At 56.8% G+C, this 24,957-nt stretch carries 21 protein-coding genes and 1 pseudogene; 15 read left to right on the top strand and 7 right to left on the bottom strand.

The features are described from left to right. The 7 genes and pseudogenes from Q0O33_RS08455 to fdhD form a co-directional block, all read left to right on the top strand. Positions 1–180, top strand: a pseudogene (locus Q0O33_RS08455) (S-(hydroxymethyl)glutathione dehydrogenase); the annotation flags it as partial. Further along, on the top strand, positions 181–591 hold the full coding sequence (locus Q0O33_RS08450) for an NAD(P)H-dependent oxidoreductase subunit E (protein ID WP_295498266.1): 411 nt from the start codon (positions 181–183) through the stop codon (positions 589–591). Further along, positions 588–2,030, top strand: coding sequence for an NADH-ubiquinone oxidoreductase-F iron-sulfur binding region domain-containing protein (locus Q0O33_RS08445; protein WP_295498263.1), 1,443 nt, complete (start codon positions 588–590; stop codon positions 2,028–2,030). Before Q0O33_RS08450 ends, Q0O33_RS08445 begins: the two co-directional genes overlap by 4 nt. Continuing rightward, positions 2,027–2,572 (top strand): molybdenum cofactor guanylyltransferase, encoded by a 546-nt coding sequence (locus Q0O33_RS08440; protein WP_295498260.1) that lies wholly within the window; start codon positions 2,027–2,029, stop codon positions 2,570–2,572. The genes Q0O33_RS08445 and Q0O33_RS08440 overlap by 4 nt, the downstream gene beginning before the upstream one ends. A gap of 8 nt (positions 2,573–2,580) precedes the next feature. Further along, positions 2,581–5,439, top strand: coding sequence for a formate dehydrogenase subunit alpha (gene fdhF / locus Q0O33_RS08435; RefSeq protein ID WP_295498257.1), 2,859 nt, complete (start codon positions 2,581–2,583; stop codon positions 5,437–5,439). Continuing rightward, complete coding sequence (locus Q0O33_RS08430) at positions 5,436–5,648, top strand: formate dehydrogenase subunit delta (protein WP_295498254.1); 213 nt, start codon at positions 5,436–5,438, stop codon at positions 5,646–5,648. Before fdhF ends, Q0O33_RS08430 begins: the two co-directional genes overlap by 4 nt. Then, positions 5,638–6,438, top strand: coding sequence for a formate dehydrogenase accessory sulfurtransferase FdhD (gene fdhD, locus Q0O33_RS08425; protein WP_295498251.1), 801 nt, complete (start codon positions 5,638–5,640; stop codon positions 6,436–6,438). The genes Q0O33_RS08430 and fdhD overlap by 11 nt, the downstream gene beginning before the upstream one ends. Here the strand turns inward: fdhD and Q0O33_RS08420 are convergent. Then, positions 6,386–7,300: a LysR substrate-binding domain-containing protein gene (locus Q0O33_RS08420; protein WP_295498248.1), complete on the bottom strand. Its 915-nt coding sequence runs from the start codon at positions 7,298–7,300 to the stop codon at positions 6,386–6,388. The genes fdhD and Q0O33_RS08420 overlap by 53 nt on opposite strands. 176 nt (positions 7,301–7,476) lie before the next feature. Here Q0O33_RS08420 and Q0O33_RS08415 point away from each other — a divergent pair, with 176 nt between their 5' ends. Genes Q0O33_RS08415 through Q0O33_RS08380 form a run of 8 tightly spaced genes read left to right on the top strand, consistent with a single transcriptional unit; the run spans position 7,477 to position 17,256 of the window. Further along, on the top strand, positions 7,477–8,685 hold the full coding sequence (locus tag Q0O33_RS08415; RefSeq protein ID WP_295498245.1) for an aromatic ring-hydroxylating dioxygenase subunit alpha: 1,209 nt from the start codon (positions 7,477–7,479) through the stop codon (positions 8,683–8,685). Beyond that, a complete protein-coding gene (locus Q0O33_RS08410; protein WP_295498242.1) occupies positions 8,675–9,934 on the top strand; it encodes an aminotransferase class I/II-fold pyridoxal phosphate-dependent enzyme in 1,260 nt (419 codons plus the stop codon). The genes Q0O33_RS08415 and Q0O33_RS08410 overlap by 11 nt, the downstream gene beginning before the upstream one ends. Beyond that, on the top strand, positions 9,934–11,397 hold the full coding sequence (locus tag Q0O33_RS08405; protein ID WP_295498240.1) for an NAD(P)/FAD-dependent oxidoreductase: 1,464 nt from the start codon (positions 9,934–9,936) through the stop codon (positions 11,395–11,397). The genes Q0O33_RS08410 and Q0O33_RS08405 overlap by 1 nt, the downstream gene beginning before the upstream one ends. Further along, positions 11,394–12,530, top strand: coding sequence for an FAD-binding oxidoreductase (locus tag Q0O33_RS08400; protein ID WP_295498237.1), 1,137 nt, complete (start codon positions 11,394–11,396; stop codon positions 12,528–12,530). The genes Q0O33_RS08405 and Q0O33_RS08400 overlap by 4 nt, the downstream gene beginning before the upstream one ends. Next, positions 12,527–13,783: a sarcosine oxidase subunit beta family protein gene (locus Q0O33_RS08395; protein WP_295498235.1), complete on the top strand. Its 1,257-nt coding sequence runs from the start codon at positions 12,527–12,529 to the stop codon at positions 13,781–13,783. The genes Q0O33_RS08400 and Q0O33_RS08395 overlap by 4 nt, the downstream gene beginning before the upstream one ends. Next, positions 13,783–14,046: a sarcosine oxidase subunit delta gene (locus Q0O33_RS08390; RefSeq protein ID WP_295498233.1), complete on the top strand. Its 264-nt coding sequence runs from the start codon at positions 13,783–13,785 to the stop codon at positions 14,044–14,046. The genes Q0O33_RS08395 and Q0O33_RS08390 overlap by 1 nt, the downstream gene beginning before the upstream one ends. Beyond that, positions 14,043–16,778, top strand: a complete 2,736-nt coding sequence (locus tag Q0O33_RS08385; protein ID WP_295498230.1) for a 2Fe-2S iron-sulfur cluster-binding protein — start codon at positions 14,043–14,045, stop codon at positions 16,776–16,778. The genes Q0O33_RS08390 and Q0O33_RS08385 overlap by 4 nt, the downstream gene beginning before the upstream one ends. After that, complete coding sequence (locus Q0O33_RS08380; RefSeq protein ID WP_295498227.1) at positions 16,771–17,256, top strand: hypothetical protein; 486 nt, start codon at positions 16,771–16,773, stop codon at positions 17,254–17,256. Before Q0O33_RS08385 ends, Q0O33_RS08380 begins: the two co-directional genes overlap by 8 nt. Positions 17,257–17,261: 5 nt before the next feature. Here Q0O33_RS08380 and Q0O33_RS08375 read toward each other — a convergent pair whose 3' ends face one another. The 6 genes from Q0O33_RS08375 to Q0O33_RS08350 all read right to left on the bottom strand — a co-directional run bounded on the left by Q0O33_RS08375 (position 17,262) and on the right by Q0O33_RS08350 (position 24,957). Further along, a complete protein-coding gene (locus Q0O33_RS08375; RefSeq protein WP_295498224.1) occupies positions 17,262–18,578 on the bottom strand; it encodes a dienelactone hydrolase in 1,317 nt (438 codons plus the stop codon). Beyond that, positions 18,575–19,567: a LysR family transcriptional regulator gene (locus Q0O33_RS08370; RefSeq protein WP_295498222.1), complete on the bottom strand. Its 993-nt coding sequence runs from the start codon at positions 19,565–19,567 to the stop codon at positions 18,575–18,577. Before Q0O33_RS08370 ends, Q0O33_RS08375 begins: the two co-directional genes overlap by 4 nt. A 137-nt stretch (positions 19,568–19,704) precedes the next feature. After that, a complete protein-coding gene (locus tag Q0O33_RS08365; protein WP_295498219.1) occupies positions 19,705–21,294 on the bottom strand; it encodes a BCCT family transporter in 1,590 nt (529 codons plus the stop codon). Positions 21,295–21,327: 33 nt separating this feature from the next. Then, positions 21,328–21,834, bottom strand: coding sequence for a sarcosine oxidase subunit gamma family protein (locus Q0O33_RS08360; protein WP_295498216.1), 507 nt, complete (start codon positions 21,832–21,834; stop codon positions 21,328–21,330). Further along, positions 21,827–24,688: a 2Fe-2S iron-sulfur cluster-binding protein gene (locus Q0O33_RS08355; RefSeq protein WP_295498213.1), complete on the bottom strand. Its 2,862-nt coding sequence runs from the start codon at positions 24,686–24,688 to the stop codon at positions 21,827–21,829. The genes Q0O33_RS08360 and Q0O33_RS08355 overlap by 8 nt, the downstream gene beginning before the upstream one ends. Then, on the bottom strand, positions 24,685–24,957 hold the full coding sequence (locus Q0O33_RS08350) for a sarcosine oxidase subunit delta (protein WP_295498211.1): 273 nt from the start codon (positions 24,955–24,957) through the stop codon (positions 24,685–24,687). Before Q0O33_RS08350 ends, Q0O33_RS08355 begins: the two co-directional genes overlap by 4 nt.

The raw sequence follows: 24,957 nt of genomic DNA, 5'->3' as shown, positions 1-24,957 counted from the left end.
GGTACCGCTTTTGGCGGCGCCAAGGGCCGGACCGATGTACCCAAGATTGTCGATATGTACATGACCGGCAAGATCGAGATTGACCCGATGATCACCCATGTCATGGGCCTCGAAGAAATCAACAAAGCGTTCGAATTAATGCATGCGGGCCAAAGCATCCGCAGCGTGGTGGTATTCTGAATGGCGTCCATCGCTGACATTTTGGCTGAGCATAAGGATAGAGAAGGTCCGCTCCTGCCCATCTTGCACGACGTGCAAAAGGCATTTGGCCATGTCAGCGAGGATGCCATGCGTGAGATTGCCAGCGCATTGAACCTGACCCGCGCGGAAGTTTATGGCGTTGTCAGTTTCTATCATGATTTCCGCAAAGAAGCGGAGGCCCGCCCCGTTTTAAAATTGTGCCGCGCCGAAGCCTGTAAAGCACGCGGTGTCGAAGCGTTAGTGCCCATCGCCGATAACCAAAGCCGCGTCAAAGTGGAGGCAATTTATTGCCTTGGATTATGCGCCGTTGGCCCATCGGCAATGGTAGGCGATAAGGTCTATGCACGTTTGGACGACGCTAAATTCAAAACCTTATTGGAGGCCATGTGACCGTCCGAATATCCGATGATGCGGTAGCTATCGCGTGCGGGGCCGACGAAGTTGCGGCCGCATTTATCGCAGCGGGCGAAGCGGTTGAGCGCGTTTCAAGCTGGGGCATGCAATGGCTTGAGCCGTTGGTGGATATTGACGGCGTCGGCTATGGTCCGGTATCGGCCGATCAGGTTGCGGACATATTGAAAGACACAGCGCCATCCTTAGGTCGTATCGCGGACCATCCCTTTATCGCCAATCAAACCCGCCTTACCTTTTCGCGCGCGGGCAAAACCCGTCCGCTTTCTCTCGACGATTATTACGCATCGGAAGGTTGGCTTGGCCTTGCCAAAGCCCGTGAAATGGGCGCTCAAGCAGCCATCGATACGGTAATGGCATCGGGACTTCGCGGACGTGGCGGCGCAGGTTTTCCAGCAGGCATAAAATGGCAAACGGTCGCGCGCGCCGACGGTGAGCAGAAATATATCGTCTGCAATGCCGACGAAGGCGATAGCGCCACCTTTGCCGACCGAATGGTTATGGAAGGCGACCCCTTTATGCTGATCGAAGGCATGGCGATTGCCGGCTTCGCGGTCGGGGCAAACAAGGGCTATGTATATATCCGTTCCGAATATCCGCACGCCATCGCCAAGATGGAAGCCGCGATTAAACTAGCCGCCCATTTGATTGCGCCATTTGTTGTCGAAGTCCGCGTCGGCGCAGGCGCTTATGTGTGCGGCGAGGAAACGTCGCTACTGAACAGCCTTGAGGGCAAAAGGGGCGAAGTGCGCGCCAAGCCGCCATTGCCTGCTTTAGAAGGCCTGTTTGGCAAACCTACCATCGTTAATAACGTGCTGACGCTCGCCGCTGTGCCATGGATATTGGCGCATGGCGGGGACGCTTATGCCGCATTTGGCGCAGGCCGGTCCAAGGGCACCATGCCCATCCAGATTGCCGGCAACGTAAAACATGGCGGCCTTTTTGAAGTGGCCTTTGGCATCACGCTTGGCGAATTAGTCAATGAAATAGGCGGTGGCACAGCGAGTGGCCGTCCGGTGCGCTGTGTGCAAGTTGGCGGACCTTTGGGCGCGTACATACCACCTGAGCAATTTCATCTCCCGCTCGATTATGAGGCTTTTGCGGCTGCGGACGCGCTGGTTGGCCATGCGGGTATCACTGTTTTCGACGATACCGTAGACATGGCGCAAATGGCGCGCTTTGCGATGGAATTTTGTGCTGTTGAAAGCTGCGGAAAATGTACGCCTTGCCGTTTGGGAAGCACACGCGGTGTCGAGACGCTAGACCAGATTATCGCAGGCAAAAATGTCGAGGCGAACCTCGCGCTCATTGCCGATCTTTCCGAAACTATGAAGTTCGGATCGCTCTGCGCTTTGGGTGGTTTCACCCCATATCCGGTCATGAGTGCGATCAAGCATTTTCCGGAAGATTTCCGGTGAGAAGGCTCGGCGCTATCATTGCCGGGGGCAAGGCAACGCGCTTTGGCAGCGACAAGGCCGCTGCATTGTTAAACGGTCGCCCGCTGATCGATCATGTTGCAGAGGGACTGCGCGAACAGGTTGACGCCTTGATTGTCTGCGGACGCAGATGGCCTGGAATGGAGTGGGTAGAAGACACCCCCTTTCCCGATATGGGGCCATTGGGTGGCCTGAATGCTGCGCTTTTATATGCGCAGCAAAACGGCTTTGACGAAGTATTGACCGCGGGTTGCGACGTCGTCCCCGTGCCGGAATTGCCGCGCAACCTGCCGGATGGACGTGCTGTCTATATTGACGGGCATTATTTGTTCGCCGCGTGGCCCGTTGCGCTTGCGCCTGTTCTTGACCAACATCTGCGCAATCAAGACGATCTTTCGATGCGACGCTGGATTACCGTCAGTGGCGCACGGGCAATCGCAACGTCAGATGTTTTTCACAATTTGAACACGCCGTTGGAACTTGCGCAATATGCTACGCAACAATCGCAAATGGGTATAAGGTAGGTAGAGACATGACATACCAGCCGCAAAAAAATTTCGGAACGCCGGAAAGTCGCTCGGACGAGGCGGTATCGCTGACCATTGACGGCCGGGAAGTCACTGTGCCTGCTGGCACCAGCGTTATGCGCGCGGCGGCCGAACAAGGCACCTCCATTCCCAAATTATGCGCGACGGACAGCGTTAAAAGCTATGGCTCATGCCGTCTGTGCCTCGTTGAAATCGATGGTCGCCGGGGTACGCCTGCAAGCTGCGCAACGCCCGTTGAACCGGGCATGGTTGTCCGCACGCAGACACCGCAGCTGGCGAAATTGCGCAAAGGCGTGATGGAGCTGTATATTTCCGACCATCCGCTCGATTGCCTGACGTGCGCCGCCAATGGGGATTGCGAATTGCAGGATCAGGCAGGCGCCGTAGGCTTGCGCGATGTGCGCTATGACGTGCAGGCGACGCATCTGGGGCAAGACAAAGATCATTCCAACCCTTATTTTGATTTCGATCCCAGCAAGTGCATTGCCTGCTCCCGCTGCATACGCGCTTGTGACGAGGTGCAAGGCACGCTTGCGCTGACGATGGAAGGCAGGGGTTGGGACTCCAAGATATCCGCAGGGTTCGCCAGCGACAATTTCATGGGTTCGGAATGCGTTTCATGCGGCGCCTGTGTGCAAGCCTGCCCCACAGCGACCTTGGTCGAGAAAAAAGTTGTTGAGGTCGGCACACCCGAACGCAGCGTTGTAACGACCTGCGCTTATTGCGGTGTCGGCTGCACCTTCCGCGCCGAAATGCGCGGCGAACAATTGGTACGGATGGTTCCTTGTAAAGACGGTAAGGCCAATCGCGGCCATAGCTGCGTCAAGGGCCGCTTTGCATGGGGCTATGCCCAGCATCAGGAACGCATATTAAAGCCCATGATCCGTAAATCGATCAGCGACCCATGGCGCGAAGTCGAGTGGGACGAGGCCTTTGCCTATACCGCGTCCGAGTTGAAACGGATTAGCGAAAAATATGGCCGCAATGCGCTTGGTGGCATTACCTCAAGCCGCTGCACCAATGAAGAAACCTTCCTTGTGCAAAAGCTTGTGCGTGCCGGCTTTGGCAATAATAACGTCGATACCTGCGCCCGCGTATGCCATTCGCCAACGGGATATGGCCTCAAAACCACCTTTGGCACCAGCGCCGGAACGCAGGATTTTGACAGCGTCGAAGACAGCGATGTCATCCTGATCATTGGTGCGAACCCTACCGATGGCCACCCCGTTTTCGCCAGCCGGATGAAACGCCGTTTGCGCGGACAAGATGGCCGCCCCGGCGCGAAGCTTATCGTTATCGATCCTCGCCGTACCGACATTGTGCGTTCGCCCCATATTGAGGCTCAGCATCATCTGCCCTTACGCCCCGGCACCAATGTTGCTGTGCTGACCGCGATGGCGCATGTCATCGTGACCGAAGGCCTAGCCAATGAAGCCTTCGTCCGCGAACGGTGCGATTGGGACGAATATAGCCATTGGGCCGAATTCGTCTCGCAAGCGCGCAACAGCCCCGAAAATCTGCAACCAGTCACTTTGATCGATGCCGAAGAACTGCGCGCAGCAGCGCGGCTTTATGCCACAGGCGGCAACGGCGCGATCTATTATGGCTTGGGCGTTACGGAACATTCGCAAGGCAGCTCAACCGTTATGGCCATCGCGAATTTGGCGATGGCAACGGGCAATATCGGGCGCAGGGGCGTTGGCGTAAACCCGCTTCGCGGTCAAAACAACGTCCAAGGCGCGTGTGACATGGGCAGCTTCCCGCACGAACTGGCCGGGTATCGCCACATCAGCGACAACAAGGCGCGGTCCTTGTTTGAAAATGATTGGGGCGTGACGCTGGATCCGGAACCCGGCCTGCGCATTCCCAATATGCTCGATGCTGCGGTCGATGGCGTGTTCAAGGCGCTCTATTGTCAGGGTGAGGATATTCTTCAGTCCGATCCAAACACCGCCCATGTGTCGGCAGGGCTAGCGGCGATGGAATGTGTGATCGTCCACGATCTTTTCCTCAATGAAACCGCAAATTACGCGCATATCTTCCTGCCCGGATCGACCTTTTTGGAAAAGAACGGCACCTTCACCAATGCTGAACGCCGTATTCAACCGGTGCGCAAGGTGATGACCCCCATGAACGGGTTGGAGGATTGGGAAGTCACGCAAAAGCTCGCGCAAGCGATGGGACTGAACTGGAATTATAGCCACCCATCCGAAATCATGGACGAAATCGCACGGCTGACGCCAACTTTTGCCGGCGTATCCTTTGTCCGGTTGGATGAAGCGGGCTCGCTGCAATGGCCTGTGACCGCCGATGCGCCTGACGGTTCGCCCATCATGCACATTGATGGCTTTGTCCGCGGCAAGGGTAAATTTGTTGTAACTGATTATGTCCCAACAGATGAGAAAACCGGTCCACGTTTCCCGTTATTGCTGACCACCGGACGGATATTGTCGCAATATAATGTTGGCGCACAAACACGACGTACCGAAAATGTCGCGTGGCATCCCGAAGATTTGCTCGAAATCCACCCAGTGGATGCCGAAGATCGCGGCGTCAAATCCGGCGATTGGGTAAAGCTGGCGAGCCGCGCGGGCGAAACCACATTGCGCGCCACGGTGACGGATCGTGTTGCCCCTGGCGTTGTCTATACAACATTCCACCATGCGGTGACGCAGGCCAATGTTGTCACCACTGATTTTAGCGACTGGGCAACCAATTGCCCCGAATATAAGGTCACGGCGGTTCAGATCAGCGCCTCCAACGGGCCGACCGAGTGGCAGGAAGAATATGAGGCCTTGTCGACCCGCTCGCGCCGGGTGGAAACCGGGATTGCCGCGGAATGACCAGTGAAGAGCGCCTTGTCCACATGGCGAACCAGATTGCGACCAATCTGGCAACCGACGCTGCGCCTGTTACTGCGGTTGCAGACCATATCCAGACATTCTGGGACCCGCGGATGAAACGTATGATTTTTGCCCATGGGAGTGATGGCCTGTCGCCGGTTGCGGCGGCCGCCATTCGCTTGCTGGCCGACGCGCAAAATGGCGGTTGAACAGGGCGCCAAACCTATCCGTTTTGCGGTACTTACCCCAAATGAGGGTTCGACCGAGATAATAGTCCGGCCCATCATAGCTGAAGCACCCATCGCTATTGAATTTAATGGCATTGGCTATGCCGTGATGATGGCGACGCCGATTGATCTTCAGGACTATGCCGTCGGTTTCAGCCTGTCCGAAGGGCTGATTACGCACCCTGACGACATTCTGGCCCTCGACACCCATATTTCAGAGTTGGGCTGGATACTGCGCATTCAGGTGCCGCAGGAAAACGCAGAGAAAGTGATTGCCCGAGCCCGTCAACGTGTCTCGGAAAGTAGCTGCGGCCTGTGTGGTATGGACAATCTCGAAGAAGTCATGCGCCCTTTGCCGCCTGTAACGGCGCAGATCGATGTCGCCGACGCGGCGATTTTTGCAGCGCTATCGGCATTGCGGTCACACCAGACATTGAATGCCAACACAGGTTCTGCACATGCGGCAGCTTTTTGTGCGCCCGACGGTGCTATCCTGATGACGCGCGAGGATGTTGGCCGCCATAATGCGCTCGACAAGTTGATTGGCGCACTCGCCAACGCAGACATAGATATTTCGGAAGGCTTTATCGTCCTGACCGCGCGGTGCAGCCTTGAGCTGGTGCAAAAAACGATCCTCGCAAACTGCCCAATGCTCTTAACGATTTCCGCTGCGACCGACTTGGCGATCAATATTGCGCAAAAATCAGGCTTGCGCTTAATCAGCCTGGCGCGCGCGGACTCGGCGCTTGCCGCAATGCCCCAAAACGACTGATGAGCCAGCTTCGGAGCATCGAAATAGCCGGGTCAGCCAGATCATCGGCGTGCAGTTTCAAATAATAGCCATAGCCGTCTTCAATAACTGCTTCATAAGGCATCACCAGCCGCCCATCGGCAATTTCCTGCGCGAACATATCAATGTCGCCCAAAAAGACACCATTGGCGGCCATGGCATATTGCGCAACGGCAATAGTCGTATCAAAGGCAAGACCGCCATGCGTTGCGACAGCCAACTGGCTCTGCCGGAGATAGGCCGTCCACAAAAGATCGCGCGACTCGCCATCTAGTTTGAGGTGCAAAAGCTCCTCACTTTTCAAAAAGTCTTCCAGTGACTTGCCCCGCCCGCGGGCCGCGGTTGCCGGCGAACATAATGGCGCGACCTGCACCATCCAGAGAAGATCCGTAATCCGATCATCGACATTAGGCCGGTCATACACAATCGCCATGTCGAAATCCGTTGATGGCAATCCTGTCACATGCGCGCTCGAAACATCAAGGCGCAAATCGGGATGCTCAACATGGAAATCACGTAGCATCGGCAGGAACAATTGTTGCAGCAGCGACGGCGGCACATGAAGGCGCAGTGAACGACCAGTCACTTCATCATCGCGAATGGCATTCATCGTTTGCTCAAGCCGGTCGAGGCATTTGCTCACCACCGGCAGCAATTCTTCGCCAGCCGCCGTCAACGAGAGTCGCGACGCATCGCGCACGAACAATTGCTTGCCAAGCAGTTCCTCAAGCCCGCCAACATGACGGCTCATCGCACTTTGCGACACCGAAAGCGCGGACGCACCGCCAGTGAAGCTTAGATTCTGCCCGACCGCTTCAAACGCGCGCAGGGCATTTAACGGCAACCAGCGACGATTAATTGTGCTACGATTGGATATGATATCGGCCTTTCGAATGCGGACATTTTTACGTCTGCTTTATTGCCCGACATTTTGACATAGGGCTATGCGAAAATGCGATTTTATTCGTTTCCCTATCTGGCCCATTCCCGCTTTAGAGAGATTTGCATAAAGGCCGAGACATGGATTTGCAGCGGATAAGCGCGCTTTTTGAACAACGCCGTGAAGGGCATACCTTGCCCCAAGCATTGTACACCGAAACAGATAGCTTCGATTTCGATATGGCGGCGATTTATGGCCAAAGCTGGCTGATGGCCGGTATGGAATGCGAATTGCCAAAAGCAGGCAGTTACATCTCCATGATGGTGGGCAAATGGCCTGTGGTGATCACGCGCGATAAAGAAGGCACGATCCGCGCTTTCCACAATAGCTGCCGCCACCGTGGTTCCATGGTTTGCCAACCGGGCCATGGCACCGCACCCAAGCTGGTCTGCCCTTATCATCGCTGGACTTATGATTTGGACGGATCGCTGTTTGCCGCAGGCCGCATGGAAGATGATTTCGACAAAAGCGCCCATGGGCTGAAACCCATTGCAATTGCATGTTTCGGTGGCGCGATCTTCATCTGCCTTGCGGACAATCCACCGCCGATCGATGATTTCCGGGAGAAGTTTTCGGCTTATGCGGCACCTGCCAATTTCGAAAATCTAAAGCTCGCGCATGTCGACAAGCTGGTCGAAGATGCGAACTGGAAGCTTGTCATGGAAAATGCGCGCGAATGCTACCATTGCGCGACCGGTCATCCGGAATTGGCAAAGACCTTTCCTGTGGGCATGTCGAAGCATTTCGATGCACATGAAGATGCACGGGCAGAAGCCTTTAGCGCCGCCATGGACGCCCATGGTTTTCCGCATGAACCAGTGGAAGGGCATTGGTGGCAGGTCGCGCGCTTCGCGCTCAATGAAGGCTGCACCTCCATATCACAGGATGGCAAGCCGCTGATCAAAAAGCCGCTGATCACGACCAATGGCGGCGATATTGGTTCGCTGCGCTGGGCGATTGATCCGCACCTCTTTGCACATGCAACGTCGGATTATGTGTTCATGTTCAGCTGCATGCCGGTCAGCGCGACGGAAACGCATGTGTTCAGCAAATGGTATGTCCATAAGGATGCAGTTGAAGGCGTCGATTATGATGTTGATGCCCTCATCTCATTATGGGCGGTGACCAATTCGCAGGACAAGGAACTGGCGGAAAACAACCATAAGGGCGTCAACAGCCCGGGATATACGCCCGGTCCATATTCGGCCGATGCAGAGATGCTAGCCCGCCGTTTTACGGACTGGTATTGTGACGTTTCGCGTGTCTATATTGATACCCATGGAAAATAAGAAGTCGGGGGACTTTCACCCAGAAACATTGGCGGTAGCCTTCGGATATGATCCGCAATTGGGGATGGGGGCAGCAAAGCCCCCAATCTTCATGACCTCCACCTTTGTCTATCCATCGGCGCAACATGCCAAAGACGTGCATGAGGCGTATTTCGACGGCACCGGACCATTGGTTGGAGAGACCAACCATATCTATTCCCGGCTTGGCCATCCCGGTCTGGATTTTCTAGAAGCCCGGCTTGCCGCCATTGACGGCGCAGAAGATGCCGTTGCCTATTGCAGCGGCATGGCCGCACATTCCAGCATTGCATTGGCGTATATTCGTACAGGCGATAGTGTGCTCCATGGTCGGCCCATTTATGGCGGGGTGGACTATCTCTACAATGTCATGATGCCGCAATTCGGATCGCATGTGACCAGCTATCTGGATGGCACCCATGCAGATCATGTTCGCGCGGCGGCAGAGGCCGCAATGGCAAAAGGCCCGTTAAAGCTGATCATCGCAGAAACGCCGGCCAACCCGACGGCTGCGATTGTCGATCTCGACCTCATGGTGCGTATCGCCGATGAGATTGGCGAAAAGCAGGGATATCGCCCGCTTGTTGTTGTCGACAATACGCTGCTTGGTCCCTTCGCCCAGCGTCCGATCGCGCAGGGTGTCGATCTGTGCATGACATCCCTCACCAAATATTGTGGTGGTCATAGCGACTTGCTGGCGGGCGGGATTTCAGGCCGTAAGGAACTGATCGACCAGTTGAAGATCCAGCGGACAACATGGGGCAATCATCTTGATCCCTTCACGGCGTGGCTTGTACTCCGGTCGTTGGAATCGGTTTCGGTGCGCACCGAGCGGGCCATGAGCAATGCGCGCATTGTCGCGGAATATTTGCGCGATCATCGCAAGGTCGCAGGCGTTACCTATTTGGGCTTTCTGCCCGAAGGATCGCGGCAACGCGCTGTCTATGATCGGCAGTGCAAAGCCGCCGGATCGACCTTTTCCTTCCACCTGCATGGCGGTGAAGCAGAAGCGTTCCGGATGTTGGATCAGCTCAAGCTGATGAAGGTTGCAGTCAGCCTTGGCGGGTCAGAAACATTGATCTGCCATTCGGCGAGCACAACGCATTATGCAGTCGCGCGGGAACAGCGATTGGAAGGCGGAATAACCGATGGCACGATGCGGCTATCGGTCGGGTTGGAACATGTCGACGATTTGATCGGCGATTTGAAACAGGCATTGGAAACAGTTTGATGGATCTGAATTTTACCGGAACCGATGTGTGCGCCATCAATGGCACACGAAGCGCCCCCGAAGCCAAATATGACCTTGTCGTCATTGGCGCGGGGCCAAGCGGCATTGCTGCTGCCATAGAAGGGGCAGCCAGCGGCGCGTCGGTGCTTTTGGTGGATGAAAATCCCGTGTCTGGCGCGCTGATGGGCAATGATACGCCGCTCTATTTCGGGGGCCGCATGACGGCCGCGACGCAAAATAGCGACCGGATGCTCGAAGCCATTTTCATGAGCATGCCAGATCTAGAAAAGGCGATGGAAGCGGGTGTCGAACTGCTGCTCGGCACCACCGCATGGGGCGTGTATCGCAACGGACCGGGCGTGCAGAGCTTACCAGAACAAGTCGTTGGCCTTGCCGATGCAGAACGGTCTTGGCTGGTCGGCTTTGACCGGATTGTACTCGCAACAGGCGCGCGCGATCTTGCCATTGCCTTTCCGGGCTGGAACCAGCCGGGTGTGATGGGGGCCGCCGCTTTGCAGATGCTGCTGTCCCGCTATGGCGCATTTTCTGGGCGGCGGATTGTCGTTTTGGGGTCGCATGACCTCGCGCTCGAAACCGCACTTCTGGCGAAGGAACATGGGCTGGATGTCGCCGCTTTGGTGGAAGTACGCGATGCCCCGCAAGGTGACGCCGCACTCCTCGAAAAAATCACGGCGGCGGGCATTGCCATACATTATGGGCAAAGCATCGCGGCAAGCAAAGGCGGGCTCGATGGGATTGAGTCCATCACCTTGAACGATGGAACCAATATTTCCTGCGACACGGTATGCGTCGCCATTGGCCTTATCCCCTCGATTGAGCTGGTCGATGCCATGCATGGTCCACGGGCACTGAACGCGACACGCGGCGGCTATATTCCTGCGGGTGAACCAAATGTTGCGGCTGTGGGCCTGTGCGCTGGCCTGCCCGACACAGGTTTTGACCATGTTGCCTATCGGATGGATTGGGTGCGTGCGGCGCTGCGCGTCAATGCGCCCGATACGATCATCTGCCAATGCGAAGAAGTAACATTGGCGGACCTAATCGGTATTCAGCCACCCAATTACTTGCCGCGTCCTGCGGCGATTCAGGCGCGCTCGCTTGGCACACTGCTCGACGATGGCCCCGCCAACCCGGATCAGATCAAGCGGCTCACCCGCTCTGGCATGGGTGTGTGTCAGGGTCGTCGCTGCCGCGATCAGGTGGCGATGATGCTGGCGATTGAATCGGACAAGCCCTTCGGCACGATCCCGCTTGCGTCGCACCGCGCGCCTGTGCGCCCCCTGCCGCTTAAGATTTTGGCGGAATGGGATGAACCCGCGGCGATGGATGCGGCATGGGATGTCTGGTTCGGCATTCCGACCCAATGGGTGCCGGTCGAAGATATCGGCACAGAATATCAGGATGCGCATCGCGAGATGCTCTACACGGGGATGTATACATGAGCGGCTCTGAAGTAGTCATCGTTGGCGGTGGCGTCACGGGTCTTAGCGCAGGCTGGTGGCTGGCGCGTTCGGGTGTGAAGGTCACTGTGCTCGACAAGTTCATTGTCGGTTGGGAAGCCTCCGGACGCAATGGCGGCGGCGCGTCGCATTATTCCAGCCCCTTGTTCGATGAAGAACAACGGCTTTGGCCGCAAATGGATGAACTGCTCGGCTATCCGACAGAACATCAAAAGGGCCGCATCCTCATTGCGATGACCGAACGTCAGTGGGACCAATATCGTTTCATTGCCGAACGCCATACCCGCCTTAACCACCCAGTCGAGGTGCTTGACGTCAAGCAAGTGCAAGAAGCCGTTCCGCTGGCGGGTGACAATTGCTTTGGCGGCGTGCATTATAAATTTGGCGGCCATGCCAACCCGCAACGCACGGTGCAGGCTTATGCTTGGGCGCTGCAAGATCTGGGCGGCAAAATCATTCAGCATAGCCCGGTCACAGGTTTTGAAACCGCTGGTGGCAAAGTGACCGGCGTGAAAACTGCCAATGCAACTTATGGCTGCGATGCAGTCGTGGTCGCGGCTGGACCGCAAATCCCGCAGTTGATGGCGCAATTGGGCGTTGACGTCCCTCTGGCCGCCGCGCGTGCGGAAATGATCATTACCGAACCTGCCCCCATGATGCCGCTGGGCGGCGTTGACGGGCATAAGATTTATGGACGCCAGACATTGCGCGGCAACCTCGCTTATGGCGGCGGGCCGCATGAATGGCTGGATGTGGATGCGACAGGCCCTGCCGCCCGTCCATCGACGCCGCTGGCGCGCAATCTGGCGAAGCGTTTGGCCGAATTGCTGCCCAAGGCCGCGCATTTGAACGTCATTCGCAGCTGGGCGGGCGTGATTGAAAACTCACCCGATGGCCGTCCAATCATCGACCGGCTGACCAGCCCCGACAATGTCGTTGTCGCCTCCATGTCCAGCGTCGGCTTTGGCCTGTCGCCGGCATCGGGCCACGCGATCCGTGATCTGGTGATTGATGGCACATGCTCTTTCACCAATATCGACCTTCTCAAACTGTCGCGCTTTGACGGGCTTGAAAAGGATTGGCGTGAAAAGCGTGGGTGGATGCCCATCGCATGAACCGATATTCAGCCTTCAGCCTGTTGCGCGGGGCCCTAACTGGACACCGCCACTGGCAGCCAGCATGGCGCGACCCAGAGCCCAAATCGCATTATGATATCATCATCATCGGCGGTGGCGGTCATGGTCTGGCGACGGCATATTATTTGGCCAAGGTGCATGGCCTGAAGAATATTGCCGTTCTGGAAAAAGGCTGGATTGGTGGCGGAAATACCGGCCGCAACACGACGATTGTGCGCTCCAATTATCGGCTAGAGCCTTTGCATAATCTCTTCGAATTTGGCCTGAAACTGTGGCACGGCCTCAGCAATGAGTTGAATTACAACGTCATGTTCAGCCCACGTGGCGCGATGTTCCTTGGCCATAGCGACGCCGACATGATCAAGCTGGCCGAACGCGGCGATGCCATGCGCTGCGACGGGATTGATGCCGATCTGTTGACCCGGGATCAGGTGGCAAAGCTTGAGCCGCTGCTCGATATGTCGCGCGATGCGCGCTTCCCCATTCAGGGTGGTCTGATCCAGCGCCGCGGCGGCACCGCGCGGCATGATGCCGTCGCTTGGGGCTATGCCCGCGGCGCGGACAGCCTGGGCGTCGATATCATTCAAAAATGCGAAGTCACCGGCTTTGTGCGCGATGGTGATGCCGTGGTCGGGGTGGAGACAACACGGGGACGCATTGGCGCAGGGCGCGTCGGCATTTGCGTGGCCGGCCATAGCGGTCATGTCGCGGGCTTGGCGGGCCTGAAACTGCCAGTTGAATCCCAAACCCTGCAAGCCATGGTGACAGAGGGCGTCAAGCCAATGATCAACAGCGTGATCATGTCGCAATCCTTGCATTGCTATATCAGCCAATCGGACAAGGGCGGCGTCGTCTTTGGCGGCGATCCAGATAATTGGCCAAGCTATGCCCAGCGTGGCCACCCGATGGTGATGGAAGGCGCTGTGGCACAAGGCCTCGCGCTCGTCCCTGCCTTGTCGCGCTTGCGCATGGTGCGGACATGGAGCGGTGTGACCGATATGAGCTTTGATGGCGCGCCCATCATTGGCGAAACGCCGGTCCGCAACCTCTTCCTCAACGGCGGATGGTGCTATGGCGGCTTTAAGGCGACACCCGCATCCGGCTATACCTATGCCCATACGCTGGCGACGGGAAAGCCGCATGACCTGAATGCGCCTTTCTCACTCGACCGCTTTGAACGCGGCGCAACCATTGATGAAACCGGGAGCGGCCCAATGCCGAATAGCCGCTAATGATGCGCATACCCTGCCCGCATTGCGGCCCACGGGCGCAGTCCGAATTCATTTATGAGCGCACGGTCGATTCCGTCGTGCCACTGGATGCACCATCACAAGAGGCGATGACCAAGCTCTTCACCCGCACTAATCCCCGCGGCGTTGATGATGAAATATGGCGGCACACTTATGGCTGCCGGGCATGGATGATCCTGACCCGCCATCGCGTCACCAATGAGATTTCGGGGTGCCGCGCTATCGGGCCGGAGGCGTTGCCATGATCAACTTTAGCTTTGATGGTAAAGCCTATACCGCGCAGACAGGTGACACGCTGGCGGCGGCCTTGTTGCGCAATGGCATTGGCCTTGTTGGCCGCAGTTTCAAATATCACCGCCCGCGCGGCATCATGACCGCAGGCGTTGAGGAGCCGAACGCGCTCGTCACCGTCGGCGAAGGCGGCAGGGCCGAGCCAAATACGCGCGCCACCGATGTGTTCGTTTATGAAGGTTTGGTCGCGCGCAGCCAAAACCGTTGGCCCAATCTGAATTTTGATCTGGGCGCGTTGTTCAGCCTCGCCTCCCCGATGCTGCCCGCGGGCTTTTACTACAAAACCTTTTTCGGCTCCGCTAAACGGTGGATGCTTTACGAATATTTCATCCGCAAAGCAGCCGGCCTTGGAAATGCACCGACACAGGCGGATCCCGATCGGTTCAGCCATCGCGCCGCCTTTTGTGACGTTCTGGTTGTCGGCGCAGGACCCGCAGGCTTGCAGGCGGCGCTCGACGCTGCCGAGGCAGGTAAACGCGTTATAATGGTCGAACAGGATAACATCCTTGGCGCCTCGCTCATCCGCGACCCGCAAGAACTGGACGCCGCATGGATTGAGACGACAGCCGCACGCATTCGCGCAGCAGGTGGGCGTATCCTGACGCGGACAACGGCATCAGGCTATTGGGAAAATGACCTCGTCACCCTGACCCAGCGCCTATCGGAGCCGGGACAAACCCCAACTCATGGGGTGGCGCAACGTCTCTGGCATGTCCGCGCCGGCCAAGTGATTTTAGCCAGCGGAAGTATTGAACGGCCCATGGCCTTTGCCCATAATGACCGGCCCGGTGTCATGCTGTCGCAAGCATTGCGCAGCTATGTCCGGCGTTTCGGCGTCATTCCCGGCAAGCGCCTCGTCATCGCCACCAATAATGACGACGCCTATAAAACCGCGCAGGCGCTCAAAGACGCAGGCGCGCAAATTGTTGCGATCCTCGACGCACGGCCAGCACCTGCGGGTGCCAATAGCGGGCATCGCGTCTATAATGATGCCGTTCCGCTTTCGACCAAGGGTGCGCGGCATTGCTTGAAAAGCCTCAGCGCGCTGGTCGATGGCAAGACTATGGAATGGGATGCTGATCTGCTGGCCGTATCCGGCGGGTTTACGCCCGTTGTGCACCTGCATATGCAAGCGGGCGGGACGCTTGACTGGAATGAAGATGCGCAAGCCTTCGTCCCCGCCAGTTCGCGTCAAAATGTGACGACCATCGGCGGGGCTGCGGAGCCACAACCGATATTCAAAATGGTGCCGGTTTCAAAACCGAAGAAAAGCTTCATCGATTTCCAAAATGATGTGACGCTGGCGGATGTCGATCTGGCTTGGGCCGAAGGCTATCGCTCGGTCGAGCATCTCAAACGCTACACCACTTTGGGTATGGCCACCGATCAGGGCAAGCTCAGCAATATGGCCGCTTTGGGACGCTTGGCCGAAAAGCAGGGCGTTGCCATTCCCGAAGCCGGTTTGACCACATTCCGTCCGCCCTATACGCCCGTCACGATGGGCTTGATCGCAGGTGCAGGCGCGAAAGATGCAGGCGCGCATGTCCGTCGCCTTGCATTATATGATCTGCACGCGGCGAAGAATCCAATCTGGCAGCCCTTGGGCTATTGGTTCCGCCCGCGCTCTTATCCCAATGGCGGCGAAACTTTGGCGCAAGCGGCGCTGCGAGAGGCCAAGGCCGTGCGGAACAATGTCGGGATGACCGACGTGTCAACCTTGGCCAAATTTGAAGTCAGCGGCCCCGATGCGGCGGCTTTCTTGGAAATCATTTGCGCCACCACGGTGAGCAAACTCGCCGTCGGGCGTGGCCGCTATACCTTCATGCTGCGCGAGGACGGGATTGTCTTTGATGACGGCACTGTGTGGCGCTTGGACGAGAATCGCTATCTCCTCACCAGCTCAACTGGCGGCGCAGACCGCATGGCGACGCATATCTCTTATGTCCGGCAATATCTGTGCCCGCATTTGCGCGTATCGGCGGTCAATGTGCAGGAGCATTATGCAGGGCTTGCCGTTGCCGGGCCACAGGCAAAAGCTGTGCTCGCCGCTTTAATCGGCGAAGATCCACCACGCCATATGTCAACCGTTCCAGCCGTCATATCCGGCGTTCCGGTCATCATCTTGGCCGCCAGCTATAGCGGCGAACGCGCGTTCGAAATCTATATCACCGCCAGCGACGCCGCCACGGTCTGGGCCGCGTGTGAGACGCAAGTGAACGCGTTAAACGGCGCGTTATACGGGCTGGAGGCGATGGAGTTTCTGCGCATTGAAAAGGGGCATTTGGTCGTTGGCGGTGAAGTCGACGGGCGCATGACGCCGCATGATCTGGCGCTCGACAAGATGCTCAACAAGGCGGGTGGATATATTGGCGCATCGGGCCTGTCCCGTCCTGCTTTGTCCGAACCCGGGCGGCGGCAATTGGTTGGGTTGGAGGCGATTGCGGGCGATATTCCAGAAGGGTCGATGCTCATCCCCAGCGAAGGAGCCTCGCCGCAGGGCCATGTCAGTGCGGCGGCTTTCCGCATCATCGAGGGCGGGTCGGTTGCGCTGGGCCAATTGGTCGATGGGTTTAGCCGTCATGGCGAAATCCTCATCGCCTCGTCCCCCACACGCGGCCAAAAAGCGCGTGTCCGCGTTGCCGCAGCCCATTTTTATGATTCAGCGGGAGAGCGTTACCGTGACTAAAGTGACGATCACGACCCTGCCCGCCGCCCCGCTGCATGTCTTTGAGATTTGGGGCAACGCAGCTTCTGTCGCGAAACGCTTTAAAGCAGCGATGGGCTTTGCACTGCCAGCGACCGGACGGTCGGGTGGCAGTGATGCCCTCCGCTTGATCCGCTTTGAACCCACCGTGTGGTTGGTAGAAGGCGATGCGTCGGCACTGTCCGCCATATTGGCCGATGATGGCGCGGTGACCGCCATCGGCGGCGGGATCGTCCGCATACGCCTTTCAGGCCCCGGTTGGTGGACCTTGCTGATGGAAGGCGGCGTCTTCGACGCAGAAGATCCCGCATTCAGCGTAGGATGCAGCGCAGCGACAATCATCGACCATGTTAATGTGCGTCTGCATGTCATCAGTGACGATGCGTGCGACGCCTATGTGCCCTTAAGCTTCAGTCAGGGCCTGCTGCACTTTTGGAAAGAGGCGGCGCTTAGCCTTTAGACGGTTTACTGCGCCTTTGGGGGTGCGGCTGCAGGAAGATGCTGCAAAGTCATGCCCCGTGCATGGCGGCGTTGGAAGCCCTTCCATAATGTCACGCCTTCGCCGCCGGGGCTATAGGCCCCCCATGCTGTTCCGGCGGGGGCATCCCATGTGCCATCATCCGAATCTTCAACCGCCATATGCAGATACGCCGACTTGTTGCTGTCTTTCCGAAGGTGGACAGCCAGAAAGGCGGTGATGAAATGCAGGTTAATGGCGTTAATCCTGTCCTGCCGCCAAATGGGGTCTTCAAACCAGTCAATGTCCCAAACCGTCCCGCGCATTTCCAGCGGTGCAGGGTTGAGCGCAATCGAATGGCCCGCCTGTTTGTAGGTGAGCAGATAGCGCTGACTGTTCACTGCGACGCGAAAGACCGCCAGCGCACCGCTTTGATAATCCACCACAGGGTCACTATCACCGTGGATTAACAGCAAAGGCGCGGTGAGTGCGGCAAGGCCATCTGCGCCCCAAGCGCTACGTGGCGCGCCGCCAGCGGGTGCCAATGCCACCAAGGCCTGTACGCCTTTTAAGGCCATGGCATCGGCCTGCGGCGTGCCGCGCGCGAATGCCTTGAGCGATCCGCCCGCGACCAATTCCATATTCGGCCCCGCCGGGTCTAGCGATGCCCCGCCGGCGGTCAGCACGCCATAGCCGCCTTGTGAATAGCCAATCAGTGCCACATTATTCGCGTCGATTAGGTCGCCCAATAGGGCGCGCAGTTCGCCGGCTGCAAAAACGATGTCACGCGGCCGGTTGAAATTCGGCGCAGCGCGGGTGCTGGACGACGTGACATAGGGATTTGGATCATTGTGATGAATGGCGGCAACGAGATATCCCTTGGACGCCAAATTTTCGGTCAGCCACGTCATCATGGCGGGGTTGTTGCTATAGCCATGGCTGATGATCACCAAAGGATGTTTGCTTCCCGCCGCCTTCGCGTCGTTCACCGCCATGCCCTTTTGTGAGAAGCTTACCGGTGGGAACGGTGGTTCGGCCCACAGGCTTGCGCGATAGAGGACGGGTTTAGCTCCTTTGGTCGGCAACGCAGGATACCAAATATCCACCCGCAAATTGCGATCAACAAGCGGAACTTCGGTGCCGCCGGAACCCCCATTTTCGACATCAGGCTGTTTTTGATGGGTCAACAGGACCGACCGGAAACCAACCTTATTTGGACCCAAGGCCGCAAGTTCTGGCGCGTCAACGCTGGGGATGCTCGGGACGCCTGCCTGAACCGGCACCGCAAGTAGGGCAAGGCCCGCAAGCCAAATGTTGCGAATCACGCGATCATCTCCGCGCCGTCGAGCGCTGGAGCGGTCCAAGACAATTGCTGCGCCATCCAAGGATATTCCGCAATCAACGGCGGGAAGGTTTTTTCACGCAAGACCTGCTGGCATAAAGTGGCCGTGCGCTGCGGAATATCGCCCAGTTCATCCATCCGCGCCACAACCTGAACCGCGCGCGAGAAGCGCCCCCGCGTCATCGGTTCGGCGCGTAGTTCGGGTAGCAGCTCCGGCACCGCTGCCAAGCACACCGGCGTGGTGATGGTCCACCCAATGCCTGCGGCCACCAGTGCCAATTGCTGATGCGAGGATTCCACTTCGACCATCTGCGGCAGTTTCAATTTCATCCGGACAATCTGACGTTCGATTTGCTGGCCAGTGCCCGTCAGGCGGGAAAAACGTATGAACGGCAAGGATGACGCTGGCACCCCGCTAAAGTCCAATGGCTCGCGAAAGTCTTTCGGGAAAACCATGATGAAGCTCTCCTCGAACACAGGGTGCAACTCCACCGTGTCGCGATGTTCAAGGCTGAAACTGCCGGTGACCATCATGTCAATGTCTCGCGCCAGAAATTCACCTTGATGCTCCAGCGATATACCCGAGCGGATATTCCACCGGTCTGCCCGCGGCCCAAGATGCTGAAGAAGAGGCGCTGTAAGTTCGTTGGCTAGGCTGAAGGACATCGCGACCGTGACACTCGAAATAGGCAAATTCGCACCTTCGCGGACCTCATCATAGGCAAGGCGTGCATGGGCGATCAACTTGTGGCCACGCGCAAATAAGGATTTTCCGCTTGCTGTTAAACCCAATGGACGCATCGTGCGATCAAATAAAGATGCACCAATGCCAGTTTCCAGCCGGGCAATAGTTTGCGAAACCGCTGATTGCGTGACCTGCAAATGCGCGGCGCATTGCGACATGCCGCCAAGTTCAACGGTCATGATGAACACTTCCAATGCGTGCAGATCGAATTCCTGTGGCAATTTCATACAACAGCCCCTCCAAGTGCTCAGGTATAGCCAATGGCTAATATTACCTGCGCTAATGGCTATTCGAGACTTTACGTAATAATGCCATGCATTTTCGACATAGACGGATTATGCTTTAGCGGCGTTGCACGCTTGCATCACTTTGCGGGATCACTGGCGCTGTCAGTATGCCGATGCAAGGCCAGCAAGCCCTTTAACGTGCCGACGCACATGCCGAGCAAGATGAAGGCCAGGGGCAGTCCCGTGGCGATAGCACCAGCCTGCAGCGAGGTAAGGCCTCCATTGAGGAGGAGAAGGACACCGATGCCTCCAACTGCGACCAACCAGATCGTCTTTTGTCTCAGCAACGTATCCGTACGCCCACCCGCCGTCATTGTGTCGATTACCAATGTTCCAGAATCCCAACCCGTTACGAAAAAGATAAGGATGAGGCCAATCGCCACAAAGGAGGTGAATTGCGCCCAAGGCAAAGCCCCCAGTAGCACAAATAACTGCGTGTCGAGCGATGCTTTGGCCAAGTCCGCACCATTGCCGGCAACAATCTGCGCAATGCTGGCATCGCCAAAAATGGTCAGCCACAATATGCCGAGCAAGCTTGGCGAAATCATAGCCCCGGCAATAAATTCACGCACCGTTCGGCCCAATGAAATACGTGCCATGAACATGCCGACAAAGGGGGCCCAGCTCATCCACCACGCCCAATAATATACCGACCAATCATTGTAAAAACCAGTGTCCGTGCGGCCCAATGGGTTGGATAATGCCGGGAGTAGTGTGAGATAGTTGTAAATGTTGCTGGCAAGGTCGCCAAGCAGTTGAAGCGTCGAGCCCGTGGTCAACACAAAGATCAGTAATGCAAAGGCGACCCACATGTTGACTTCGCTCAAAATCCGGATGCCACGATCAATGCCGCCCCGGACCGACATAAAGGTGGTGCCAGCCATAATGAAAATAAGCGCGAGGATCGTCAGCGACGAACTCGTCACATAATATAGATAGGCAATCCCGGCCATCGCCTGCTGCGCGCCGAGGCCTAGCGATGTCGCAAGCCCGAAGATTGTCGCCAGGACCGCCAAAATCTCCAAAATATCCCCAGTACGGCCCCAAACCGCCTTTCCGATCAAGGGGTAGAATGCCGAACGCATGGACAGCGGCATGTTGAAGTTAAAGGTGAACACCGCAAGCGCAAGACCGGTCACGGTGAAGATTGCCCAAGGGTGCAGCGCCCAGTCGAATATTGTCGCCGCCATCGCGATGCTGCGTGCGGCGTCGGCGTCGCCAACGGCACCCCCCAATGGCGCGGCAGGACCGCCAGCCATAGCCGAGGTGAAGTGGGTGACCGGTTCACCCACGCCATAAAAAACCAGGCCTATGCCCATGCCAGCGCCGAACAACATCGCAAACCACGACAGACGCGAATAATCCGGCTTCGCACCTTTGCCCCCCAAGCGGATTTTGCCCAGCGGCGACAGTGCGACAACAACACAAAACAGCAAAAGCAGGTTTCCCGACGTCATGAAAAACCAGTCGAAATGGGAAACCGCACCACTACGCAACGCCGCGAATAAATCAGTCGACGCTTTCGGCGCAATGAGGCTGAATAAAATGACGGCGAAGGAAATAAATGCGGTTGGCAAGAACACAGCGGGGTTGACGTGCATCCCGCCCCAATTACGATTGGACTGGCCGTAATTTCCCAGATCTATTGCTTTATCCCAATCTGCCATTGAACCCTCCCCCAAAGGTGCGATGCCGCTCGATCAATGGCGCGCCGCCGTGGTCATCGCGGTCCAAAGCCATGCAGAAAAACTACGCCAGACTTCGACATGGAAGCGATCTTCTGCCTCACGCAGGATGATGATTTCGACCGTTTCGTAAATAGTGCGCGTTGCCCGACCTACGGCAAATTGGTCGAGATCCAATGGGCATCCCGCCATTAAAATCTCTGATGCGCGCGGCCCCTCAATGACAAGGCATATGGATCGTTCACTCACATTAGTAACAGCCAGATGCAGCCCTTCCCCTTTCGGGATCGCCGCGCCAGCTTCGCTGCGTAGATACCATTCGTCTGGACCAAGGCACATAATGCCACCTTCGGATGCGCCTATGTTCCTTGGTAACTTAACCTTTAACAAGCGCTCCAAATCCTCTGCATTGCGCGCTCGCAGCGCATGCCGCTGCATCGGCGGTGCAAGACTGATACGCACACCATCTGCTACAAAGGGCACATCGGAAACTGGCTCATGCCGAATAAGGGTATCAGACATGCAGCCGTGCTCCTTCCAGGTCGTAGAAAACGGTGCCGCTGACTTTGGCAGTATGCGTCTTGCCTGGCATTGGAATATATAACGTATCGCCCATCATATCATGTCCACCAGCGACCAGCGCCATCGCAATAGAACGACCAAGTGTTTCGCTCCAATAAGAAGATGTCACATGGCCAATCATGGTCATAGGGATAGGTTGATTGGGGTAAGCAACAATCTGTGCGCCTTCCTCCAAAACGACATTGGGGTCATCGGTCAGTAGCCCAACCAATTGTTTGCGCCCCGGTGCAACGATATCAGGGCGCGCCATGGACCTTTTGCCAACAAAGTCAGGCTTTTTCTTACCCACGGCCCAATCGAGGCCAGCGTCAAAGGGCGTCACCGTGCCATCAGTGTCTTGTCCCACAATGATGAAGCCTTTTTCGGCGCGCAAAACGTGCATCGCCTCAGTGCCGTAAGCGGTGATGTCATATTGGGCGCCTTGCGCCATCAACCGCTCCCAAATAAAGCGGCCATAAGCCGTTGGCACGTTTATCTCAAAGCCCAGTTCGCCCGTGAAGCTTACGCGGAATAGACGCGTTTCTATCCCGCAGATCGTGCCCTCACGGATCGCCATATGCGGAAAGGCTTCGGCGGACAGGTCAATGCCCTCCACAAGCGGTTCAAGCACCTTGCGCGCATTCGGGCCCTGCAGTGCGATAACCGCATATTGCTCGGTCGTGCTGGTCAACCAAACGTCAAGGTCGGGCCATTCGGTCTGGAGATAATCCTCCATCATATTCAACACGCGTGCCGCGCCGCCGGTTGTCGTGGTCAGGTGGAACCGATCTGGTGCCAACCTTGCCGACACACCATCATCGGTGATGAAGCCGTCTTCCTTTAGCAGCAAACCATAACGGCACCGCCCCGGCTCCAGTGCCTTCCACGGGTTGGTATACATGCGGTTCAGAAATTCAGCGGCATCGGGGCCAACGACTTCGATCTTACCCAGTGTCGATGCATCAAAAATACCAACCGAAGACCGCACAGCAACGCATTCGCGGTTAACCGCCGCATGCATATCCTCACCCGCCTTGGGAAAGTAACGTGCACGTCGCCATTGCGCGACCAGCTCAAATACGGCGCCATGTGCCTGCGCCCAGCTATCGATGTTGGTCGTCCGTGTGGGTTGGAACAACGCCCCTTTGGCATGTCCGGCCAAGGCCCCAAATGTCTGGGGCGTGTAAGGCGGACGAAAGCTGGTGAGGCCGATATCAGGAACGGGTTTATTCAGGGCAGACGAAGCGATTTGCAGACCGTTAAGGTTTGATGTCTTGCCTTGGTCAGTCGCCATACCGTTCGTGGTGTAACGCTTGATATGTTCGATGGAACGAAAGCCCTCACGCACCGCAAGCTTGATGTCCTTTGCCGTCACATCATTCTGGTAATCAACAAATGCCTTTATGCGGCTTTGGTCCTTAGGCGTGGGCAACACATCGATAACCGCGCCCGTACCAAAATCCCAGTCGCCAAAGCATCCGCCAATACAACGGACATTTTCATTTGGGACATCTGGGACATAGGCGCCAAGGTCATCGCGCCATTTTAGGCTGCCCTTGCTGTGCGACCATAAATGCACGCTTGGCGTCCAACCACCCGCCATTAACAGCGCATCGCAGTTGATACGGTGTACGCGTTGGTCACTATAATCGCAAATCTCGACAGAGCTGACATTATGCCTGCCGTTCACGCCAACCACGCCGTGGTTCAAGTAAACTTTGATACCCAAACGTTCCGCCGCATGCAGGAGAGCGCTATCAACGCTTTTACGAACATCGATGATCGCCGATATACCAACACCAGCTTTGGCCAGAGCAAACACATCATGCCAACCGCTATCATGTGACGCCATTAACGTTAGCGCTTTGCCCACGGCCACGCCGTACCGATTGGCAAAGACCCTTGCTGCCGACGAGAGCATCACGCCAGGTGTGTCGTTACCATCGAAAACAAGTGGTCGCTCGATGGCGCCTTGCGCAAGCACCACTTCACCAGCCCTAATGCGCCACAATTTCTCACGCGGGGTATCTGTTACATTAGGCAGATGGTCAGTCAGCCGTTGCACCGCGCCAATGAAATTGTCGTGATAAAAACCGAACGCCGTCGTGCGTGTCAGGATCGTAACATTGGTGGCTTCGGTTAACGCTTTAACGCTGCGTTCCAGCCATGGCCATAATGCAGGATCGGCCAATGCGCCGCCGCCCAATTCGTCCTGCTCATCAATCAAAACGATCCGCTTGTTCGAATCCATCGCGCCAAGCGCGGCGTCGATACCAGCAGGGCCCGCGCCAATAATCAACAGATCACAATGGGCGTAGGTTGATGCATAGACATCGGGATCTTCGGCCGTTGGCGCATCCCCAAGTCCCGCCATTTTGCGAATGGCTGGTTCATACACTCTGTCCCAAAAGGAACGGGGCCACATGAAAGTCTTGTTGTAAAAACCCGCCGGAAAAAACATGCCCAACCGGTCATTGATAGCCCCAAAATCCATAGCCAATGATGGCCAGCGATTTTGACTGAACGCCTTTAGCCCATTATGGATTTCAACACCCGTTGCCCGCAAATTGGGAGTAAAACGGCCTGGTCCGCGATGAACCGATATAAGGGCATTTGGCTCCTCACTGCCGGCGGCAACTAGCCCGCGCGGGCGGTGATATTTGAAGGATCTGCCGAACAGCATGACACCATTAGCGAGCAAAGCCGATGCCAAAGTGTCACCTGCAAAACCCTGATAGGCCTTACCATCAAAGCTGAATGTAACAGGCTGGCTACGGTCAATGCGTCCACCGGTTTCAAGGCGAAAGCCACTCATCGGCGCGGCTCCCCAGCTTTATATGTTGTTTCAAACTTATCGGTCACGGTATCACGCACCGCGTTAAAGAAACGCCCGCAACCATGGACATGCCGCCAGCGTTCATGGTGTCGTCCACGCGGGTTGGCGCGGATAAACAGATATGCCTCCCAATCCGCATCGCTTTGACCGGCTGGGTCGAGCGGGCGCGCGATATGCGCCTGTCCTGCATTGGCAAATTCAATCTCGGGACGCTTCTCGTCACAATATGGGCAATGGATCAGGATCAT

The organism is Sphingorhabdus sp. EL138, from assembly GCF_945862485.1.
GTDB lineage: Bacteria > Pseudomonadota > Alphaproteobacteria > Sphingomonadales > Sphingomonadaceae > Sphingorhabdus_B.
Note: the sequence above shows the minus strand (reverse complement) of the source record. Positions and strands in the feature narration are given on the sequence as shown.

Excerpts from the sequence above, each read along its gene's own strand:
- Q0O33_RS08350 (WP_295498211.1), bottom strand. The coding sequence starts at position 24,957 with ATGATCCTGATCCATTGCCCATATTGTGACGAGAAGCGTCCCGAGATT.
- Q0O33_RS08390 (WP_295498233.1), top strand. The coding sequence starts at position 13,783 with ATGATGCGCATACCCTGCCCGCATTGCGGCCCACGGGCGCAGTCCGAA.
- Q0O33_RS08450 (WP_295498266.1), top strand. The coding sequence starts at position 181 with ATGGCGTCCATCGCTGACATTTTGGCTGAGCATAAGGATAGAGAAGGT.
- fdhF (WP_295498257.1), top strand. The coding sequence starts at position 2,581 with ATGACATACCAGCCGCAAAAAAATTTCGGAACGCCGGAAAGTCGCTCG.
- Q0O33_RS08360 (WP_295498216.1), bottom strand. The coding sequence starts at position 21,834 with ATGTCTGATACCCTTATTCGGCATGAGCCAGTTTCCGATGTGCCCTTT.
- fdhD (WP_295498251.1), top strand. The coding sequence starts at position 5,638 with ATGGCGGTTGAACAGGGCGCCAAACCTATCCGTTTTGCGGTACTTACC.
- Q0O33_RS08400 (WP_295498237.1), top strand. The coding sequence starts at position 11,394 with ATGAGCGGCTCTGAAGTAGTCATCGTTGGCGGTGGCGTCACGGGTCTT.
- Q0O33_RS08370 (WP_295498222.1), bottom strand. The coding sequence starts at position 19,567 with ATGAAATTGCCACAGGAATTCGATCTGCACGCATTGGAAGTGTTCATC.
- Q0O33_RS08395 (WP_295498235.1), top strand. The coding sequence starts at position 12,527 with ATGAACCGATATTCAGCCTTCAGCCTGTTGCGCGGGGCCCTAACTGGA.
- Q0O33_RS08415 (WP_295498245.1), top strand. The coding sequence starts at position 7,477 with ATGGATTTGCAGCGGATAAGCGCGCTTTTTGAACAACGCCGTGAAGGG.
- Q0O33_RS08355 (WP_295498213.1), bottom strand. The coding sequence starts at position 24,688 with ATGAGTGGCTTTCGCCTTGAAACCGGTGGACGCATTGACCGTAGCCAG.
- Q0O33_RS08430 (WP_295498254.1), top strand. The coding sequence starts at position 5,436 with ATGACCAGTGAAGAGCGCCTTGTCCACATGGCGAACCAGATTGCGACC.
- Q0O33_RS08385 (WP_295498230.1), top strand. The coding sequence starts at position 14,043 with ATGATCAACTTTAGCTTTGATGGTAAAGCCTATACCGCGCAGACAGGT.
- Q0O33_RS08410 (WP_295498242.1), top strand. The coding sequence starts at position 8,675 with ATGGAAAATAAGAAGTCGGGGGACTTTCACCCAGAAACATTGGCGGTA.
- Q0O33_RS08405 (WP_295498240.1), top strand. The coding sequence starts at position 9,934 with ATGGATCTGAATTTTACCGGAACCGATGTGTGCGCCATCAATGGCACA.
- Q0O33_RS08365 (WP_295498219.1), bottom strand. The coding sequence starts at position 21,294 with ATGGCAGATTGGGATAAAGCAATAGATCTGGGAAATTACGGCCAGTCC.